This is a genomic window from Paenibacillus sp. MT86 (genome assembly GCF_058792535.1).
This window is the reverse complement of sequence record NZ_CM179499.1, coordinates 1,857,314-1,875,649: the sequence shown is the minus strand read 5'-3', so window position 1 is coordinate 1,875,649 and position 18,336 is coordinate 1,857,314. Positions and strand designations below refer to the sequence as shown.

At 51.1% G+C, this 18,336-nt stretch carries 16 protein-coding genes and 2 pseudogenes; 3 read left to right on the top strand and 15 right to left on the bottom strand.

The window, feature by feature from the left end:
* Nucleotides 1–131: 131 nt before the first annotated feature.
* Together AC3RCL_RS08100 and ilvD are read left to right on the top strand one after the other, a co-directional pair.
* Nucleotides 132–371, top strand: a pseudogene (locus AC3RCL_RS08100) (KGG domain-containing protein); the annotation flags it as partial.
* Between the two features lie 237 nt (nucleotides 372–608).
* Complete coding sequence (gene ilvD, locus AC3RCL_RS08095) at nucleotides 609–2,297, top strand: dihydroxy-acid dehydratase (protein ID WP_015734072.1); 1,689 nt, start codon at nucleotides 609–611, stop codon at nucleotides 2,295–2,297.
* 130 nt (nucleotides 2,298–2,427) lie between these two features.
* On the opposite strand, the gene AC3RCL_RS08090 is transcribed toward ilvD, so the two are convergent.
* Entirely contained in the window at nucleotides 2,428–3,810 is a 1,383-nt protein-coding gene (locus AC3RCL_RS08090; protein ID WP_251493489.1) for a polysaccharide deacetylase family protein, read from the bottom strand.
* Between the two features lie 143 nt (nucleotides 3,811–3,953).
* Between AC3RCL_RS08090 and AC3RCL_RS08085 the strand changes: the two genes are divergently transcribed.
* Nucleotides 3,954–5,117: an AI-2E family transporter gene (locus tag AC3RCL_RS08085; protein ID WP_015734070.1), complete on the top strand. Its 1,164-nt coding sequence runs from the start codon at nucleotides 3,954–3,956 to the stop codon at nucleotides 5,115–5,117.
* Here the strand turns inward: AC3RCL_RS08085 and AC3RCL_RS08080 are convergent.
* The 14 genes and pseudogenes from AC3RCL_RS08080 to AC3RCL_RS08015 all read right to left on the bottom strand — a co-directional run bounded on the left by AC3RCL_RS08080 (nucleotide 5,066) and on the right by AC3RCL_RS08015 (nucleotide 18,238).
* Entirely contained in the window at nucleotides 5,066–6,856 is a 1,791-nt protein-coding gene (locus AC3RCL_RS08080) for a peptidoglycan D,D-transpeptidase FtsI family protein (RefSeq protein WP_492535135.1), read from the bottom strand. The two genes, AC3RCL_RS08085 and AC3RCL_RS08080, sit on opposite strands and share 52 nt — an antisense overlap.
* A 71-nt stretch (nucleotides 6,857–6,927) precedes the next feature.
* Nucleotides 6,928–7,098: a hypothetical protein gene (locus AC3RCL_RS08075; protein WP_176502364.1), complete on the bottom strand. Its 171-nt coding sequence runs from the start codon at nucleotides 7,096–7,098 to the stop codon at nucleotides 6,928–6,930.
* Between the two features lie 17 nt (nucleotides 7,099–7,115).
* The gene (locus tag AC3RCL_RS08070; RefSeq protein WP_492535134.1) at nucleotides 7,116–8,267 is read right to left on the bottom strand and encodes a Ger(x)C family spore germination protein; all 1,152 of its coding nucleotides are present in this window, start codon (nucleotides 8,265–8,267) and stop codon (nucleotides 7,116–7,118) included.
* Nucleotides 8,260–8,514, bottom strand: coding sequence for a hypothetical protein (locus AC3RCL_RS08065; RefSeq protein ID WP_492535132.1), 255 nt, complete (start codon nucleotides 8,512–8,514; stop codon nucleotides 8,260–8,262). The genes AC3RCL_RS08070 and AC3RCL_RS08065 overlap by 8 nt, the downstream gene beginning before the upstream one ends.
* A gap of 5 nt (nucleotides 8,515–8,519) precedes the next feature.
* Nucleotides 8,520–9,365, bottom strand: a complete 846-nt coding sequence (locus AC3RCL_RS08060; RefSeq protein WP_492535131.1) for a GerAB/ArcD/ProY family transporter — start codon at nucleotides 9,363–9,365, stop codon at nucleotides 8,520–8,522.
* 6 nt (nucleotides 9,366–9,371) lie between these two features.
* Nucleotides 9,372–10,879: pseudogene (locus AC3RCL_RS08055) on the bottom strand (spore germination protein).
* A gap of 123 nt (nucleotides 10,880–11,002) precedes the next feature.
* On the bottom strand, nucleotides 11,003–13,177 hold the full coding sequence (locus tag AC3RCL_RS08050) for a methyl-accepting chemotaxis protein (RefSeq protein ID WP_009592774.1): 2,175 nt from the start codon (nucleotides 13,175–13,177) through the stop codon (nucleotides 11,003–11,005).
* 215 nt (nucleotides 13,178–13,392) lie between these two features.
* Nucleotides 13,393–14,736 carry a peptidase U32 family protein gene (locus AC3RCL_RS08045; protein ID WP_015734064.1) on the bottom strand — a complete coding sequence of 448 codons (1,344 nt, stop codon included), beginning with the start codon at nucleotides 14,734–14,736 and terminating at the stop codon, nucleotides 13,393–13,395.
* A 12-nt stretch (nucleotides 14,737–14,748) separates the two neighbouring features.
* Complete coding sequence (locus tag AC3RCL_RS08040) at nucleotides 14,749–15,681, bottom strand: peptidase U32 family protein (RefSeq protein WP_492535130.1); 933 nt, start codon at nucleotides 15,679–15,681, stop codon at nucleotides 14,749–14,751.
* Nucleotides 15,682–15,783: 102 nt separating this feature from the next.
* Nucleotides 15,784–16,827, bottom strand: a complete 1,044-nt coding sequence (mltG, locus tag AC3RCL_RS08035; protein WP_492536291.1) for an endolytic transglycosylase MltG — start codon at nucleotides 16,825–16,827, stop codon at nucleotides 15,784–15,786.
* Between the two features lie 93 nt (nucleotides 16,828–16,920).
* Nucleotides 16,921–17,232, bottom strand: a complete 312-nt coding sequence (locus tag AC3RCL_RS08030) for a DUF1292 domain-containing protein (RefSeq protein ID WP_175320776.1) — start codon at nucleotides 17,230–17,232, stop codon at nucleotides 16,921–16,923.
* Nucleotides 17,232–17,534, bottom strand: a complete 303-nt coding sequence (locus AC3RCL_RS08025) for a DUF1292 domain-containing protein (RefSeq protein WP_015734061.1) — start codon at nucleotides 17,532–17,534, stop codon at nucleotides 17,232–17,234. The genes AC3RCL_RS08030 and AC3RCL_RS08025 overlap by 1 nt, the downstream gene beginning before the upstream one ends.
* Nucleotides 17,535–17,551: 17 nt before the next feature.
* Nucleotides 17,552–17,965 (bottom strand): Holliday junction resolvase RuvX, encoded by a 414-nt coding sequence (ruvX, locus tag AC3RCL_RS08020; RefSeq protein ID WP_015734060.1) that lies wholly within the window; start codon nucleotides 17,963–17,965, stop codon nucleotides 17,552–17,554.
* Nucleotides 17,966–17,977: 12 nt separating this feature from the next.
* Entirely contained in the window at nucleotides 17,978–18,238 is a 261-nt protein-coding gene (locus tag AC3RCL_RS08015; protein WP_006208869.1) for an IreB family regulatory phosphoprotein, read from the bottom strand.
* Between the last annotated feature and the right edge of the window lie 98 nt (nucleotides 18,239–18,336).

Genomic DNA, 18,336 nt, shown 5'->3' with positions numbered 1-18,336 from the left:
CATGGGATCAAGAAATCGCTCCGACTTGAAAATTTACCAATCTTTAGTCGAATGTTTTGATTCATGACAAATGGACCGTGGTAAGTAACATATACGCATAGCAAATACGACGGTAAAGGAGTGATTTGTTCATGGCCACCAGCAGCAATCGAAAGATGACCCGCGAAGAAGCCGGACGTCTTGGCGGCGAAGCCACCGCCAAAAAACACAGCCGCGAATTCTATCAGGAAATCGGCAAAAAAGGCGGCAAAGCGACGTCCAAAAACCATAGCCGCGAGTTTTACCAGGAAATCGGTCAAAAGGGCGGCGAAGCCACCTCGCGGAATCATAATCGCGAATTCTATCAGGAAATTGGCCGCAAAGGCGGCAAGAAATAGCATATCTTTTCAGTAGGAAGCCTGTTCCCGACCAAGGGGGACAGGCTTTTTCTTGGCCTTCACGACAGGCTTCCTTCCATCGCTTCCTATTAATATCATGTAGAAAAACCTACCTTTTTGTGATAGACTCATTTAAAACCTATTCGCTGTTTACAGGTACCCGGCTGCTTTGCCGGAAGACCGCGCTAAAGCGTAACAATTTTAAAATAGATCTGGGGGGAAATCGACATCATGACAACCAAAAAAATGCGTTCAGACATGATCAAGAAAGGCTTTGACCGCGCGCCGCACCGCAGCTTGCTGCGTGCAGCAGGCGTTAAGGAAGAGGATTTCGGCAAACCGTTCATCGCCGTGTGCAACTCTTACATCGATATCGTTCCGGGTCACGTGCATCTTCAGGAATTCGGCAAGATCGTGAAGGATGCGATCCGTGAAGCCGGCGGCGTTCCGTTCGAGTTCAACACCATCGGCGTGGATGACGGAATTGCCATGGGACATATCGGCATGCGCTACTCGCTGCCAAGCCGCGAGATCATTGCGGATTCCCTGGAAACCGTTGTATCCGCCCACTGGTTCGACGGCATGGTGTGTATCCCGAACTGCGACAAAATTACGCCCGGCATGCTGATGGGCGCCCTGCGCGTTAACATCCCGACGGTGTTTGTCAGCGGCGGACCGATGAAGGCCGGCGTGGACAGCAAAGGCCGCAAATTGTCCCTGACTTCCGTATTCGAAGGCGTCGGCGCTCACCAGGTCGGCAAAATCAATGACGATGAGCTCCTGGAATTGGAACAATACGGATGTCCAACCTGCGGATCCTGTTCCGGCATGTTCACCGCCAACTCCATGAACTGCCTCGCCGAAGCGCTGGGTCTGGCTCTGCCGGGCAACGGCACCATTCTTGCCATCGCCGAAGAGCGCAGAGAGTTTGTTAAACAATCGGCCAAACAATTGATGGAACTTGTCAAAATGGACCTGAAGCCGCGTGACATCGTAACCCTGGAAGCTATCGACAATGCGTTTGCGCTCGATATGGCGATGGGCGGCTCCACCAACACGGTGCTTCATACATTGGCGCTTGCCCAAGAAGCCGGCCTTGATTACCCGCTGGAGCGGATCAACGAAGTCGCTGACCGCGTTCCTCACATCTCCAAGCTGGCTCCGGCTTCGGATTACTTCATCGAGGATGTGCATTTGGCAGGCGGAGTAAGCGCGGTTCTGCACGAGCTTCTGAAGAAGCCCGGCGCACTGCACGGGGATTGCATTACCGTAACCGGCAAAACGCTGGCCGAGAACGTAGAGGGCTGCGAAATCCAGGATGAGAACGTCATCCATCCGATCGATTCCCCGTATTCCGAGCGCGGCGGACTCGCGGTACTGTACGGCAATCTGGCTCCTGAAGGATCCATCATCAAAGTCGGTGCCGTCGATCCGTCGGTTGGCGGATACCATAAAGGACCTGCCATCTGCTTTGACTCCCAGGACGAGGCGCTAAGCGGCATTGCCAACGGCAAGGTCAAGGAAGGCCATGTGGTTGTCATTCGATATGAAGGGCCGAAGGGCGGACCGGGCATGCCGGAAATGCTGGCGCCGACCTCGCAGATTGCAGGCATGGGGCTTGGAGCCAAAGTCGGTCTGATCACGGACGGACGCTTCTCCGGCGCTTCCCGCGGCATCAGCATCGGACACATCTCGCCGGAAGCGGCTGAAGGCGGACCTATCGCTTTCGTTGAAGACGGGGATATCATCGAGCTGGACCTGAATAAACGGACGATTCAATTGCTGGACGTTTCCGAAGAGGAAATGGCTGTACGCCGCAGCAAATGGGTTGAGTTCGAACCGAAAGTGAAAACCGGTTACCTTGCCCGCTACTCGAAGCTTGTGACCAACGCCAGCTCTGGCGGCGTATTGAAAATCTAATCCTTAATAAAGCAAAGGGGTTATCCCGCGCAGGCATTTGCAGCAGCCTGCGGGGATAACCCCTTTTTTATAACCAAAACCATCTAAGAGATAATCCATGCATAATAGCGGAAACCATCGATTCGATGAACTACATGCCTTGCGAGACACTGGCAACCGCCAGATCACCCGCATGCTCCTGTTGAACTTCCTGCTGTTCCTCCGATGGAGGCAAAACCTGCGTTTTCTTCTCCGCATAACGTCCGATCAGAACATCCACCGGCATGACGAGCATTTTCGGCTCCATCATCTGGGTGCCCTCCTTCAGGCGGGCCTGCCCTTTCGGGTGAATGACGCTGAGCAGCAGTTTCAGATACAGTCTGGACGAGCTTGCGAACAGCCCCCGAGGCAAATCCATCACATGGAATCCGAATTGCTCGGGGCCACGCGAAATCATGGTTACGGCATACAACCCTTTGATATCCTTAAACTCGGGCCGGTCCAGCACCATGTTCGCCAGAGAAGGCAAATCCTTCTGCACGGCACGAATCATTTTGATGGCAAGCTGCACTTCCGAGCGGGAGCGGCTGCCGATCTCGAACAATTTTTTGTTGTCAAAGTGGAGCTCGAGCACCTGGTCTCCCTTCTCAAGCCGGCTGCCGTCTTCCATCACGACCGTTTTGCCGGTGAAAGCACGCTTTCGGAAATGCAGCATCGGATCCTCCGGATTAACCGTTTCAAGCGCGAACACCGCATGAAATGCTTTTTCCCACAAGAGCCACAACGAGACGATCAACCGCTTGAGAGGAGACAGCTTCTTCGCTTTCGCTTTGCTTTCCTTAGCCATCATGTCGTCGATTCGGATGCTTCTCATTCCCTTCTGCTCTGCGACTTTCAGTACGCGTTCCAAGGCAATCAGCATTTGCTCCGGCGCATCGGGGTTCGCTCCCATCGTCGTACCGCAGTCATGGAGGAGCATAACCTCGCCGCCGTTCAGCTTGGCCAGCATACGCTGAGTCAGCTTGTCAGCGCCGATCTTGCTTCGCCAATCATTAAACATCGAGGACCATAAGATGATGCGGCAGCCGGTATTCTTGGCAAAATCGAATAGATTCACGATTCCCCAAGGCGGTCTGTAATATCTCGAGCGCTCGCCGGTTATGGCGTAGATGATATCGTCCGTGCGTTTGACTTGCTTGCGGACGGTCACGGGTCGCATTAACCAATTGCTCTTGTGAACATAGTTGTGAATCCCGATCAGATGACCCTCGCTATGAATGCGTTTGACGACCTCCGGATGCTTCTCGGCATGGGAACCGACCAGAAAAAAAGTCGCTTTCATATTATACCGCTTCAATAGATCCAGCAGTCTTGGTGTATAGAACGGATCAGGACCATCATCAAAGGTTAAGGCGAAGTCTTCCAAGCCTGTTCCCCTGCGAAATACTCGAAATCCGAATATCCGGGTCAGGATGCCGGGAATGAATGCATAAAAAGATGAAAGGTAAAACAACCATAGCAGTAACGTTTGCATGCTAACTCCCCGCTTTTTATTTCTTTTTCTAATGAAAGACACTATTATTATTTTATCATAGCACTTAAAGAAATAGGCTTTTTTTTCGCAAATCGTGTACAATGATATCTATCAATAAAGTATAAAGGAGCCGATATCCCACTATGCTTCCCTTGTATAAAAAATATTGGAGAACCGCCTTCGATATAGGTTTAATCGTGCTTACGGTTTACTTGATCATGCTCATATTCAGCAAGCTTTACCAGATTGCGGCTCCGGTGTTTTTATCTTTCCTCGTTTTCCTGATAATTGAGCCTTTCTCCAAATTCCTGCACCGCAGGGGGCTTCCGAAGCCCTTCGCCGCCGCGATATCCGTTCTGCTCTTCCTGCTCGTCATCCTTGGCATCCTGTTTGGAGCCGGAGCGCTCATCGTATCGCAATTCATGAACCTGCAGGACAATTTGCCGGCTTACACCCAAACGATCCAGAAACATTTCTCGGAAACCCTGATGTTCCTGCAGACGAAGCTCGACGCGCTGCCGCCGGATCTGACGGACCGCCTGAACGGTTACTTCCAAGACATTACCACCTTTGCCCAGGGCGCTGCCGAGTCGTTCTTCCGTTACATCGTTGGATTCATGGGGTCGTTCTCCTCGTTCATCGCGAATTTCGGGGTTGCGATTATCCTCGCTTTCTTCCTGAGCACGGAAATCGGCAGCTGGCGGAGAATCGCCAAGGACAAGACGCCGAAGACGCTTAAGACGGCTTTCGTTTTCCTGAAGGACAATGTATTCAAGGCAATCGGCTCTTATATTAAAGCCCAGATGAAGCTGGTCAGCATCACCTTTGTCATTGTATACATAGGACTCTTGATATTAGGTACGGGCAATTCCCTGTCCGTCGCGCTTATCTGCGCCGTATTCGATGTATTGCCACTGCTTGGGGTTCCCGTTATTCTTATTCCGTGGATCACCTATTTGTTCATTGTAGGCAACACCGGGCTTGCAATCGGCTTGATCGTTCTGCTTGCCGTTGTGGTCATTTCCAGACAGCTGCTTGAGCCTAAAATTACGGGAAACTCGATCGGCGTATCCTCCGCCTTTCTGATGCTGTCCTTTATGATGATCTCCCTGTCGATATTTGGGGTTGCCGGTTTGATTCTGGCTCCCATCCTGCTGATTCTCATCAAGGAATTGCTTGCGCAGGGATATCTGAAGCAGTGGATCCATCTGCCGAGCGAAGAATTCGATGTGTCCCCTTGGGATATGTCCCGCTCTTACGCGGAGCCGGAGCCCGCTTCAACCGAGGCCAAGAAATCGGAGACCTGACCGAATATTTCGGTTGCCTGATTGCTGCTGTTCGTGCTCCGATTCTCCACCAATACTGCCACCGCATAAAGTGGCTTCTCTACCGGGCCGTACCCGACAAACCACTGGTTGTTTCGGGCGCGGCCCTTTACTTTGACCTGAGCGGTTCCCGATTTGCCTGCAAGGGTCCATTTGCGATGATTCAAAGCGCTTCCTGTTCCCTCTTGAACGACATCCTCCATCCATTCGAGCAGGATCGAAGAGGTTTCCCGGGAAATACCGTTTCCTGCCGGGCGTTCGTACAGCGGATTCGTATCCTGAAGCAACTGGCCGTTCGCGTACCGAATCTGCTTCACAATACGCGGCTTGGTCTTCACCCCGCCATGAAGCAGCGTCACCATCGCATTGGCGGCTTGGAGCGGAGATACGGCAGCGTCTCTTTGGCCTATGCCTGTCTGCACTCTTACGCCTGCATCGGAGGCATCCGCGGAGCCGGAAAAGACCGTCCCCTTCTCTTCATGATCCAACGGTGCAAATGAGCGAAGCCCTAAAAACTGCTGTGATTGCCAGCCTACGCTTTGACCAAAGCCCAGCGCGGATGCCGCTGAGATTATTTGCTGTGGGGTTAATCTTTCCGCAAGCGTGGCAAATACGACGTTGCAGGATTCCGCAAAGCCCTCGCGCAGATCAATCGTTCCATGCCCGCCCTTTTTCCAGCAGGACAATCCGAACTTGCCGTATTCCCCATCGCAATGAAAATGTTCGTTTGGCGAGCTGAGACCATTCTCCAAAATAGCCGCTGCCGTGACAAGCTTGAACACGGAGCCTGGCGTGGCCGCTTTCAATCCGCGATTCTCCCACTGACCGTCTTTCGGATGTATCTGCTCCGGATTGTAAAACGGTTTGGATACCATCGCCAAGATATCGGCATTGCGTGCATCCAGCACGACAACCGCCCCTTCTTTCATGCCCGCTTTTTCCGTGATGGCCTCGATCCCCCGCTGAATGTCGATATCGATCGTTGTGGATACCCGTAACGGATAGTACCGATTGTCCGGCGCCTTCACCATCGGCTTCATATCCTGAATCACTTCATTCGTGCTGTTTACCGGAAAATAGACGACCGTAGGTCCTTCACCCCGGATCAGCGAATCCATCGTCTTCTCCAGGCCGCTGGTTCCCGAAATCTCCGGATAATCCTGAAAGAACAGGCTTTCCTTACGCTGGCCGGATACAAAACCAAGCCACTGCATGCCCGATTGGCGGTTACCGTACCGCTGCTCATAAGGAAGAACCTTGAGTTTGGGGAGCTCAAGCTCGCGAATCTGCTCGATCTGCTCCTTGGACAAGGAACGCGGAATGCGGGAATCCGCTCCATGCCACAGCTGCGGCTCCTTTAGCTTGCCCCAGATTTGCAGCAACTGATTCGTGTCCGTTCCCAGGATGCGGGCCAGCTTGGCAACCTGATGATGGGCGTTCCTCAGTTCCTTCTCGCCGGCCGGAAACAATACGGCTGTCCAGATCAAATTGCCTGTGAGCGGTTTTCCGTTGCGATCCGTAAAATGTCCGCGGCCCGAATCCAGCACGATGCCCCGTTCCCGCTGGATAAGCGATGCCTCCACCATTGTATGCCGGCTTCCGGGGACCCGTTGATGCTTCATCACGAGCTGCACCCAGGCAAGGCGCATCGTCAAAATAGCAATCAGTACCGTCAAAATCAGCCATCCGTATGTAATTCGTTTATTGCGGATTAGCCTCATGGTTCCGTCCTCCAATTGAGTCTTTGTTTCCTCATTATTTCCATATGGAACCTGACTCAATCATGTTCGCTTCACTCTGCACCATCATCCGGTTTCTCCGGCTGCTTCCAGGGCGGATCCCCGTATTTGTGCAGATACCGGTTCGTTTGGAATAAGGTCAACGGTACGATGATGAGCAGCAGTATACCAATCACGACAAGCGGATTTAACAAAATATCGTAGCGAAGATCCATGAATTCCATCAACCTGCCTTCCTTTCTTATTCCGTCCCGGTAATGGTTCCAATGGTTCGGACTCTTGCGTCTGCGTGCACATGGATCTTGCATTGCGAAAAAATGTTTTGACCTCGGTCCCAGTCGTCCTTGTAACGGTTCCAAGTTTCGTACTCCTGCTCTTGGCATTTCTTCCAGAAGCCCAAAAAGTCCGATTTATAATCGTTCTGGGCTTTTTGAATGACATCCATTGCGATTTCCTTGATCCGTTCCTCCGCCTTGCGTTTGATCTCCCCGTTTAGTTCGCGAACGATTTCGCTCTCATCCAGCTCAGCTTCCCCAATATTGCCTCTGACCGAAATTTCAACGTCAAACTCGGGAAGTCCGCGATCGTCCAGATGGACTCGAATGATCCGGTTGAATTCCCTGACTTCATAAACGAGCTGTTTGCCGTGAACGACCAGTTCCAGGGATGCGGTTTTTACCGTTCCCTGCATCATGTTCCGGCCCGTGGTTTCATCGTTGTCCAGGAATCCCATGAACCTGTAGTTCTCGCCGTTAAACACAGCCGCGCCGCTGGTGGATACTCTGTCGTCTTGCGTGATCGATACCCGGGGCAGCGCATAACTCGACTTGGACAACAGGAAATGATGCAGTTCCCCCATATTCGTTGGAGGCGTGATGGATTCGCTTTTGTCCTTATTTTCTTGCGTCGAACGAATGTACTGCACGGGCAAGGTTTCAATCTTTGAATGGATTTCCAGGATTTTGCTTGCCTCTCCCTCAGCGACCATAATATTGGAAGCTCGCCGGTTCTCCGGATCCCGGACAAACAAATCCAGTACATCGCCTATGTGCTCCGTTCCGGCCAGCGCTTCAGAGATAATGATCACTTGATTATGAGCCAGGTAAGGAGAGCGGCTGATCTCATTCGACATCTTCCTCGCGGCTTTGAATACGCTGCTCGCGGTCGAGGACAGATTGATAAAAGGGCTCCCTCCCTCACTCTTTTGGCCGCTGGAGCCTTTCATCTGCGTAGGCACGACAATTTGAAACGTAAGCTTAATTTGTCCTTCCTCTGCCGCGTCAAGAGCCGTGCCGACTACAAATCCGCGCTCCTCGATTTCGATGCGGTCCCAGCAGCCGGCTGTCGGCCATAACAGCATGAGCGCCAGGAACATCCGGAGTTTTCTAGCCATCCCCCTTCACCCCCCGAACTTTAGCGATCAAGAGCAGCAGTGCCGGAAGCACCCATGCGAATCCGACCCCCATATAACTGATCCATTCGGCAAATACGTTGAGTTCTCGGAGCGAGCTCGGCAATAAACCGAGGATGAACAGTACCGGTCCAAGAACAAGGATCATCGTAAATCTTCGATGTTTAGGGAATACGGATTCCAGCGCCAATAAAGCCACGTCAAACGCCATCGCATTCGTGCTGAACAACGTCATCAACCAGATGACAAAAAGAAAAATTCAAACCGTTCGAATATTCCTCCCGGAACTTCAACCTCTTTGGCCAATTCGGCTAACGGATACAGCGTATTGGAAACCACCATCGGTCCAAAAACACCAATGACAAACACAAAAACAACAAAGTATATGCAGATCGGTATCATCAGCCCGCGTAAGATAGAGCCTGGAAGCTTGCTTTTCCTAGCGACATAGATGTTGTAGAACAGCATGATCTCCAGTCCGAGGTAGGAGAATACCGTATCCTTCGAAGAGGCAACGATTCTTCTCCAATCGGTTTTAAACACAGGCAGCAGAAAGTGCATGTTTAAGCTTCCAAGATTCAAGAGGACGATCAGCAGCAAAATCGTGACAACGATGGGAAAGAAAATCAGGTTCAAGCGCACCAAAGCGATGCTTGGACCGGCAACGGCATAGATTAATACCAGCAAGTAAACCAGTCCGATGATTTCCTCCGGCGTGTTATCGAATAAATACAGCCTCGTTATCGTAGAAACGCCGCGCACTTGATAACTGACAAATAACAAAAAGTAGAGACTCATTAACAGCGTCAACACATGGGCTGCTTTTCGGCTCAAAATCATCGAGGCCATTGCATGATAGTTTTTACCGGGAAACCTCGAAGCCAATACGCCGATGGCCCAAGCAAATACAAATGCGATCATGCCGCCCAGAATGATCGGCATCCAGCCATCCGAGAACTGGGTCTTCTTCGCAATCGTATGGGGGAGCGTGAGGATTCCGAGTCCAATCATCATATTGCTGACAGAGTAGACAATCTCTTTTCTGCCGATTGTTTGACTGCTTCGTTGGTTAAGGTTCATTACGAATCACCGCTTTTTTGCCCGATGGATATCCTGGGGCTTCATAAATAAAGGTCTGAGCGTAAGCCAAGTCACCGGCACGCGGATAAACATATCCTTCCAATCGTGCTGAACAGAGGGGGCAATGGGACTCAGATACGGGATTCCGAAACTATGCAGCCTCATCAAGTGGATACAGATCATGATAAAGGTCAGCACGATCCCATACAGTCCCAAAAAGCTTGCAGCAATCATGATCGCAAAGCGCAGCATTCGAAAAGAAATGCCTGCGCTGTAAGACGGAATGGCAAAGGAGGATATTGCTGTCAGTGCCACGATGATGACCATAATCGGGCTCACGATCCCCGCCTGAACCGCAGCCTCCCCGATCACAAGTCCTCCCACAATACCGATCGTTTGACCTATCGGTTTCGGCAGGCGAATTCCCGCTTCGCGCAGCAATTCCAGTGTAACTTCCATCAGTAAGGCTTCGATCACTGCAGGAAAGGGCACCCCTTCCCGTGAAGCAGCAATCGAGAATACGAGCTTAAACGGGATCATGCCGGGATGGAAAGACAGGATGGCAATATACAGCGCGGGAAGAAACAAGGTAATTCCGATGGCCACAAGACGCAGCAAACGTATCAGCGAACCAATGCTCCATCGTTCGTAATAATCCTCCGGGGAATGTAACAGGGAAATGAAAGTAAACGGAAGCAGAAGCACAAAAGGGGTACCGTCCAGCAAAATCGCTACTTTTCCCTGCAGCAGGGCGGAAGTGACTTTATCCGGTCGCTCGGTATTGAGGATCTGGGGAAACGGCGATAAAAAGCTGTCCTCGATCCATTGCTCCACCGTTCCGGATTCAGGGGCATAGTCGAGATCCAGCGACTTCAGCCGGCGGTTGACTTCTTGATCAGCTCCGGATTCGTCAATCCTTTAATATAGACGACCGCAAGCGACTGGTTCGATCGCCTGCCGATGGTATGGGGGTCGATCGTCAGATTGGGCTCGCGAATATGTCTTCGCAGCAGGGAGATGTTGGTGTAGATGCTTTCCGTAAATCCTACTCTCGGGCCGCGCACCAGCGCTTCGGTTTGAGGTTCCTCAATGCTCCGTCCCGGCCATTTGCGGGTTTTGATCAGCAGGACCTCATCCGTACCCTCCAGCATAAGAATCGTATCGCCCGAAAGAATGACCGGAATGACTTCATCCCAGCGTCTCGTTCGGTTGGTGATCTGCAGGGATATCATCCGATTCTCGATTTCATGGAGAACATGCCGCACATCCTTCATGGATGACGCGTTTTGCTCCGGGTTATGCTGAATCGGCTGGATAATCTGCTCCTTAATCAACAACTGATCGGATAATCCTTCCAAGCTGACAATGGCTGAGGTATATGAAACGCCCCCAACCTGAAGCACTTTGGTGGTGAGGTCGCTGGGGTCATTGAGCAACAGACTTAATGTTTCCAGGTTTTCCTTTAGGTGCGTTGACAGGAATTCAGGCGTTTGGCCAGGCTGCTTCGTCTTCATGTGACCTCGACTCCTTCAACCATATTCTCCGTTATGATACCCTCTGAAATCCATTTTTATCCGTAACAGAAAAAAGGCTGCTCCTACCCGCTTAACGGATGGAACAGCCTATGAAACAACTTTCTATAATCTAAAACGAGACAAGGTCTCTTTCAGCTCATTCGATACATTCTCAAGCTGTGTTGACAGATTGACCAGCTGACTGCTGACGCTTTGCTGCTCTGTGGAGAGAGAAGCCACCTCTTCCGAAGTTGCGGAGGACTCTTCGGCTACCGCGCTCACATTGCTCATCGCTTCCGAAAGTACATTTTGAGATTCATTCAACTCATCAATCGAATGCGTGACGGAATCCAAGCGATCGATAAATTCTACCATCTGCTGTTGAACGGATACGAAGATATCGTTCGTTTCCTTAACGGCATCCATCTGACCCTTGAAGAGCGGGTTCGCATCGAGCAGTACCTGCACGGTTTCGTTCATCTCGGCCATGATGCGGTCCGTAATTTGGCTGACCATATCGATGGATTGCCTGGATTGGTCTGCCAACTGGCGGATTTCATCGGCCACGACCATGAAGCCTTTACCGGCTGCTCCGGCACGGGCCGCTTCGATCGTTGCATTCAAGGAGAGGATGTTCGTTTGCTTAGTGATGTTCTGAAGCACATCAAGCACTTTGGCAACCGAAGATGTCGTTTCCTTCAAGCCATCAACCTTATGCATCATCGAGCGGGTCATATCCTCGGTCTGATGGGTCTTATCCAGCAAGTCGCTCAAATGCTTCGTTCCCAGCTCACTGGAGCTTTCTACGTGACGGGCCGATTTGCCCATCTCTTCGTTAGCCGTAACAACGATTTGCATCTGCTTCGAGATGTTGTTGGTCAGATCGCTGCCGCGCTCTGCTTCAACTGCCAGACTGCTGGCTCCGTTCGCAATTTCCTCGGTAGCCACGGCAATTTCTTTGGCCGAAATCGCAGTCTTCTTTGAGGCATCGCTTAATTCTGCAGCCGTTCGAAGCACTTCCTGGGCGGTATTGCTCGTTTGCTGCACGAGTCCGGTAATCTGCTCCATCATATCGTTGAAGCTGGCCGAGAGCTGACCGATTTCGTCCTGGCTCTTATGGTCTGTACGAACATTCAAATTCCCTTTAGCGCCTTCCTTCATCAGCAGGTTCAGCTTGCCTATCGGACGGGCAATCATTCTTACCATCCAAATACCGATCAGAATGGCAAAAATAACGTCGATCGCAGCCACGATCAGCGTGATGACCAGTATGCTGGAGGCATCCTTCGTGAGCTCGCTCGTTTGGACAGAGCCTACGAGCTTCCAATCGTTCGTGCTCAGCGTATTGTAAACCGCCAGTACATTTCTTCCTTCCTCATCCTTCGTTCTTACGTCATCCGTTTTGGTGTCGGCCGGAAACTCTTTCGCAAACGTCCAAGCGGTTTCCGAACCCACGATGGAGGAATCGCTGGAGGAAACAACGATGCCTTCCGGACTGATCAATTGCAGTTGACCGTTCTCGCCAAGGTTAATTCCCTTCAGCTGGGCATCCAGCACCGAGGCGTTCAGTTCAAACATGACGACATACGTAGACGTCAGGTCGTTCATGGAACCCAAGGAGCGGGCAATCGTGAAATACGGAGCACCGCTGTTCTGCATCGTTGGCAGCCACATAATCTTCTTGTCGCCTTCCTTCAGTTCGGCATACCAGCTTTGCTCAAGGACGGTTTTGGAGGATTCCGAGGATTGTCCTGCGGATATGATCTTCTCTCCCTTGGAAGGGATCAAATAAATGGCTCTGATGGCCGAGTCCGACGTAATCTGATTGGATAGTTTATCGCGGATGGTCCGCTCTACCGTAAACGCATCGTACTCGCTTAACTTCTTATCCGTGTACTCGGACAACAATTTCTGCAATTCAATGTCATAGAAGATTTGTCTGCCGGCATTCTCGTACTTATCCAGAATGATGTCGATTTTCTCGGAGGTTTGGATAATCGTCTGCTGATTGCCGTTCGCAGCATTCTTCTCAATCGTGTCCTTTGCCTTGTTGTAAGACAGATACCCCAGGACGATCACAAAAAATACAATGGCTGACAAAAAGATCAGGAACAACCGGATTCCGACGGATTTTGCCGGGTTCATCGGCATCCGGCTTATGGCCGTTCCCATGTTGGAAACGAACGACTTGGCAGTATGTATCCCTGATGATGCCGAAGGCGTTTTCTTTTTCTCTTTGTTTCCCCCGGGCTTCTTGTCCTTTTTCGGTTTCTTATCATGCTGCTCAACTTCTGACATTAGCTGTTCACCTACCACAATCATATTATTAATACGTCGGTCCAATCCCCTGAAACGTATTCGTTACTCTTTATTTCGACAATTGGGGGTGTTTTCCTTTGGGTTTTCGCAAAAAAATAATTCTTAAATCCTAATTTTTTTGTAAACAAAAAGAATCCAAGGTCCATCCACAGACCCGGATTCTCAATTGTGTAGTTCTTAAGAACTATATTTTATTATCCTTTGCGTTTTCGCATCATATCAAAATGACGCACCGGCTGATCCACCTTCATGCGAATAAGCTGAAGGGGATGGCGAGCTGCATCCAGTTCGCTTCCATTCTCATCCTGGATAGGCCCAACCGTCTGCTTAAAGAAGGTCCCTTCCGGCCCGAAAAATTCGATTTGATCCCCCGGCTTAAAGTGGTTCCGCTGCTGGATGACGGCCGTTCCCGAGTGTTCGTCATATTCCATCACCAATCCCGCGAAATCATAAGGCACCGCCTTCTCTTCCGGTTCATAAATATGATCCTCATGGTCCGGCGTATCATAGAAAAATCCAGTATTCAGCGGTCGGTTGGCCGCTTTATTAATTTCCTCGATCCATTCCGGCTTCAATACATAATGGTCAGGGTCGGCCATGTAAGAATCAATCGCCTGTCTATACACATTGACCACGGTCGCAACGTAATGGATCGATTTCATCCGTCCCTCAATCTTGAAGCTGTCGATTCCGACCTCGATCAGATCCGGAATATGCTCCAACATGCAGAGATCCTTCGACCCCATCGTAAACTGATTATCTTCCGGCTGGAACAGCGGGATCTGGGTAACGCCCGGTTTGAACGGGGATGGAGCAGGGGCAGGCTGTTCCATCAGCTGCTGCTCTTCCGACACCCAATGTCCCTGCTCTTCTCGTCCATCCTCGAACAAATCATATTTCCAACGGCAGGATTGGCAGCATCCGCCCCGGTTGGAATCACGGTCCGTAAAATGGTTGGACAATACGCAGCGGCCGGAGAACGAGGAGCACATTGCTCCATGGATAAAGGCTTCGATCTCAATGTCAACATGCTCTTTAATCGCTGCGATTTCCTCCAGGCTTGCCTCCCGTCCCAGTACGACCCGCGGCAATCCTTCGTCCTTCCAGAATTTCACGGCCTGCCAATTGAGCGTGGACTGCTGCGTGCTCAGATGCACTTCAAGTTTAGGCGCAGCGCGCTTGGCAACCTCGATAATCGCCGGATCGGCAGCGATGATCGCTGCAATGCCTGCTTCTTCCAGGCTTCGCAGGTAGGATTCGATGCCTTCGATGTCCTCGTTATGCGCATAAATGTTGGTGGCCACAAACACCTTCGCGCCGTATTTCTTGGCGAATTCCACGCCTTCTTTCATTTCTTCGAAGCTGAAGTTGTCCGCATTCGAACGAAGGCCGTATTTTTGTCCTCCGATATATACCGCATCGGCGCCATAATGCACCGCAAATTTCAGTTTTTCCAAATTACCGGCCGGGGCGAGCAATTCCGGCTTGTCCAGGCGATAGCGTTTGCCTTTGTATTTTGGCTGTGCCATTGCTTCCATGCTGTCCACTCCTTAATAAACTTGTTCCTTGTAGAAAAATCCAAACGACAATTCGCGTTCCGGATCCTGAATCGCGCGGATTCCGTCCATCCACTCTTCCTGAAATGCATAAGCTGAAGCGTCTGCAGCATAGAGATCGATCGCGTTACGATACGTTCGAATTACAACCTCATTGTAATGGCGCGGCTTCAGCAGGGTCTCCACCTTAAAGCTGTCCACGCCTGCTGCCATCAGCAGATGCAGATCCTCCAGAATGCAGATATCCTCCGAACTCATGATATGGGTGCCATTGATATCCTCATAGATCGGATATTTCTCGTCCTGGCGTTCGGCCTCGATGAGAAACAGGCCTCGCTCTTTGCCCAGGCTGCCGTCATTGACCGGTCTGCCCTGCTGCTGCATGTAACTGTTCACCAGGCGCCGCTTGGAGTGATAGATGTTGGTCATGCCGTGGACCTGGACCTGCGCTTCCAGCTGAAGCTGCGGCTTCATGTCCGTGACTTCGTCCATATTCAATTCACGCGCCAGAATAACCCGGGAGGCGCCTTTGCTTCCCCAGTAATTGGCCGTTGAATAGTTGGTGGCGGTCATTTCCGCATTCCAGTGGAGCTTTACCTGCGGAGCCAAGTCTTTTACGGTGGTTAGCACCGAGGGATCGTTGAATTCCACCGCATCCACTCCGATGTCTCCGATCGCTTTAACATAAGCGGGAAGCTCCGAAAGCAAATCATTGGTCATTAAGTTGTTCAAGCTTACGTACACTTTGCTTCCTTGCTCGTGAGCAAGCTGCACGACTTGCGCAATTTCGTCCAGGGTCAAACTGCCGGGCAATCTCATGCCGAAGCGGTCTTCGCCGACAAGCAGCGCATCGGCTCCGGCTTCCAAGTAAGCAGCAGCATCGGCCACGGAGCCGGCTGCCGCCAATAATTCAGGTTTGATACTCATGATGATTTCCTCCCTATTAGAGGTTGTTCAACAAGCCTCTTTCATGCCGTAGTATTGAGGCGTCGCCCGCCTGCCGCAATCGGACTTGCTGAACACGTCATATTATTGTTGTGCCATCTTTTTGCTGGCTTCGATGTTTTTTAAATGCTCTTTGTACGTTTTGGCAAAGAGATGCTCCTGCGTACCGTCCTTCTTCGTCACATAGAACAAATAATCGGATTTCTCCGGGTTCAGGGCTGCCTGAATGGATTCCAGGCTCGGGCTCGAGATAGGCCCCGGCGGAAGTCCCTTTTGACGATAAGTGTTATACGGGCTCTCGACCTCCAGGTCGGCGTAAAGCAGCCGCTCCTTCGGCTTATCTAACAGATATTGAACGGTCGCATCGATTTCAAGCCTCATATCCTCGTCCAGCCGGTTATAAATCACGCCGGCTACCAGGGCGCGCTCCTGGTCCGCAACCACTTCCCGCTCCACCAGCGAAGCGATGGTCATGAGCTCATGGAACGTCACGCCTCGCGCCTCCAGCTGGCTCTCCCAATCCGGAATTTCAGCCAAACGCTTCTCGGTTTCCTTCAGCATGGTCTCTGCGATCCCTTTTGCCGTTAGATCCTTCTTCGGCAGTTCATAGGTCGCCGGGAATAAGTAGCCCTCCAGATGATGCCTCAGATTTGCTTCTGCGGGTATCTCTTCCGCTATGGGCACATTCCAGCCGGATGGCTGATCCACAACCTCCAGGAACTCCTTCTTGTCAATGCCGCTCTCGCGAGCGATGGTTTCCGCCATCTGAAGGATCGTATATCCTTCGGGGATCGTGAAACGGACCATTTCCTCAGGCTTCACTTCGCCGTTGTTCATCTTGGATAACAGCTCCTGGAAGGGAGTGCCCGGCGTTGCTTCATAGGTGCCCGCCATGAGACGGCTGCCTTCGCCGCTAAGCTTCAGATAACCTTTAAGTATGAGAGCATTTTTGATCAGTCCCTTTTCCTCAAGCAGATCGGCGATAGAGGATGTGCTCATGCCGGACTCCACGGTGAATTCGACGGGAGTTTCCGAGCTCTGAACGGGTTGCAAACCATTCCATACGTAGAATACGGCCCCGCCTGCAATGAGGATCAGAACCAATGCTGCTATTGCCAGTTTCTTCAATCTACTCATCCCTTCACACCAAAAGGGGCGGACAGCTCCGCCCCTTCCTGAACTTTCATTTGAAAATTAAGCATGTGCCCTGCAGGAGGGAACTTAGTCCTCGTCTCCCTCGGGAAACGTCAGCTCATCGTAGAGCTCGGACACATTCTCCCATTCCTCGTCGTCATCAATGGTGGCCAGCTCCAATCCGCCATCCGCATTCTTCACGATCCGGAGAACCTCGTACTCCTCATCGGTGCGGTCCGGCTGAACCAGAATGGCATATCCTTGACCATCCACTTCAAATTCGGCGGCAATATCATAAACCTCGAGATGGCCTTTATCGTCCTCAAGCTCAACACTCTCACCGAATGCTTCCTTAAGGGCTTGGGTCCATACGATATTCTCAACCGAAAAATCAGACATCATTCGTCTCTCCCGTCCAGCTCTTCCACGAGCGTATTGAAGGTTTCTTCAACAATGGCCCATTCTTCATCGTCTTCGATCATAAACAGTTTCAGGTCTTCTCCGTCTTCCTCATAACGGAAGGCGTAAACCTCGTCGGTCTCTTCTTCTGCAGACTCCCTTGGTACGACCATCATATATTTGGCATCCGAGCCATCCACTTCGAATTTCATGATGACTTCGAACTCTTCCTCGTTGCCTTCATCGTCGGGAATATAAATAATTTCCGGTTCTTCTTCCATACCAATATGCTCATTAGCCATTGTAATCACCCTCACCTTTACCTTTTAGAATCCAAGTAGTTTTGCAAAATCAAGCTTGCCGCCATTTTATCTACAACCTGTTTTCGCTTCTTTCGGCTGACATCGGCTTCAAGCAATGTCCTTTCAGCGGATACTGTTGATAGCCGTTCATCCCAAAGGTGAACGGGTAAGGATAGGGACTCTCGCAACGTGTTTGCGAATTCCATGCAGATTTCGCCCCGCGGACCAATCGTGCCGTTCATATTCTTAGGCAGGCCGACCACAATCTCGCCGACCTCGTTGTCTTTGACGAGTGCGGCAATTCTGTCCAGCTCGCCTTCGTCGCGGCGGCGTTCGATAACTTCAACCCCTTGGGCCGTCCATCCGAACGCGTCGCTGATGGCAACACCGATTCTGCGGTCCCCGTAATCTAATCCCATGATCTTCTTCATCCCTGTGTGCTCCTAACGGTGACTGGCTAAGTAGAACCGGACCAGTTCTTCAATCAATTCATCTCGCTCTTTTTTCCGGATCAAACTTCTGGCATTATTGTGCCGAGGTATATAAGCGGGATCCCCGGACAAAAGATACCCTACGATTTGGTTAATCGGATTGTACTCCTTCTCTACCAGCGAATCGTATACCGAAAGTAGAATGTCCTGGGCGGAAGCCTCCTTTTCATCACCTTTTACATTGAACTTGACTGTCTTATCCATGGAGTCCATGTGTGACACACCTCGCTTCTTCAAAGAACATGTTTACCATGCTTCGTCGAATAAATATTTACCAGCTTGATCTAGTTATATCATAACATAATCCTAAG

Bases quoted from the DNA above. Each gene is read 5' to 3' on its own strand.
- ilvD (WP_015734072.1), top strand. From the start codon at position 609: ATGACAACCAAAAAAATGCGTTCAGACATGATCAAGAAAGGCTTTGAC.
- AC3RCL_RS08090 (WP_251493489.1), bottom strand. From the start codon at position 3,810: ATGCAAACGTTACTGCTATGGTTGTTTTACCTTTCATCTTTTTATGCA.
- AC3RCL_RS08085 (WP_015734070.1), top strand. From the start codon at position 3,954: ATGCTTCCCTTGTATAAAAAATATTGGAGAACCGCCTTCGATATAGGT.
- AC3RCL_RS08080 (WP_492535135.1), bottom strand. From the start codon at position 6,856: ATGAGGCTAATCCGCAATAAACGAATTACATACGGATGGCTGATTTTG.
- AC3RCL_RS08075 (WP_176502364.1), bottom strand. From the start codon at position 7,098: ATGGAATTCATGGATCTTCGCTACGATATTTTGTTAAATCCGCTTGTC.
- AC3RCL_RS08070 (WP_492535134.1), bottom strand. From the start codon at position 8,267: ATGGCTAGAAAACTCCGGATGTTCCTGGCGCTCATGCTGTTATGGCCG.
- AC3RCL_RS08060 (WP_492535131.1), bottom strand. From the start codon at position 9,365: ATGAACCTTAACCAACGAAGCAGTCAAACAATCGGCAGAAAAGAGATT.
- AC3RCL_RS08050 (WP_009592774.1), bottom strand. From the start codon at position 13,177: ATGTCAGAAGTTGAGCAGCATGATAAGAAACCGAAAAAGGACAAGAAG.
- AC3RCL_RS08045 (WP_015734064.1), bottom strand. From the start codon at position 14,736: ATGGAAGCAATGGCACAGCCAAAATACAAAGGCAAACGCTATCGCCTG.
- AC3RCL_RS08040 (WP_492535130.1), bottom strand. From the start codon at position 15,681: ATGAGTATCAAACCTGAATTATTGGCGGCAGCCGGCTCCGTGGCCGAT.
- AC3RCL_RS08030 (WP_175320776.1), bottom strand. From the start codon at position 17,232: ATGTCTGATTTTTCGGTTGAGAATATCGTATGGACCCAAGCCCTTAAG.
- AC3RCL_RS08025 (WP_015734061.1), bottom strand. From the start codon at position 17,534: ATGGCTAATGAGCATATTGGTATGGAAGAAGAACCGGAAATTATTTAT.
- ruvX (WP_015734060.1), bottom strand. From the start codon at position 17,965: ATGAAGAAGATCATGGGATTAGATTACGGGGACCGCAGAATCGGTGTT.
- AC3RCL_RS08015 (WP_006208869.1), bottom strand. From the start codon at position 18,238: ATGGACTCCATGGATAAGACAGTCAAGTTCAATGTAAAAGGTGATGAA.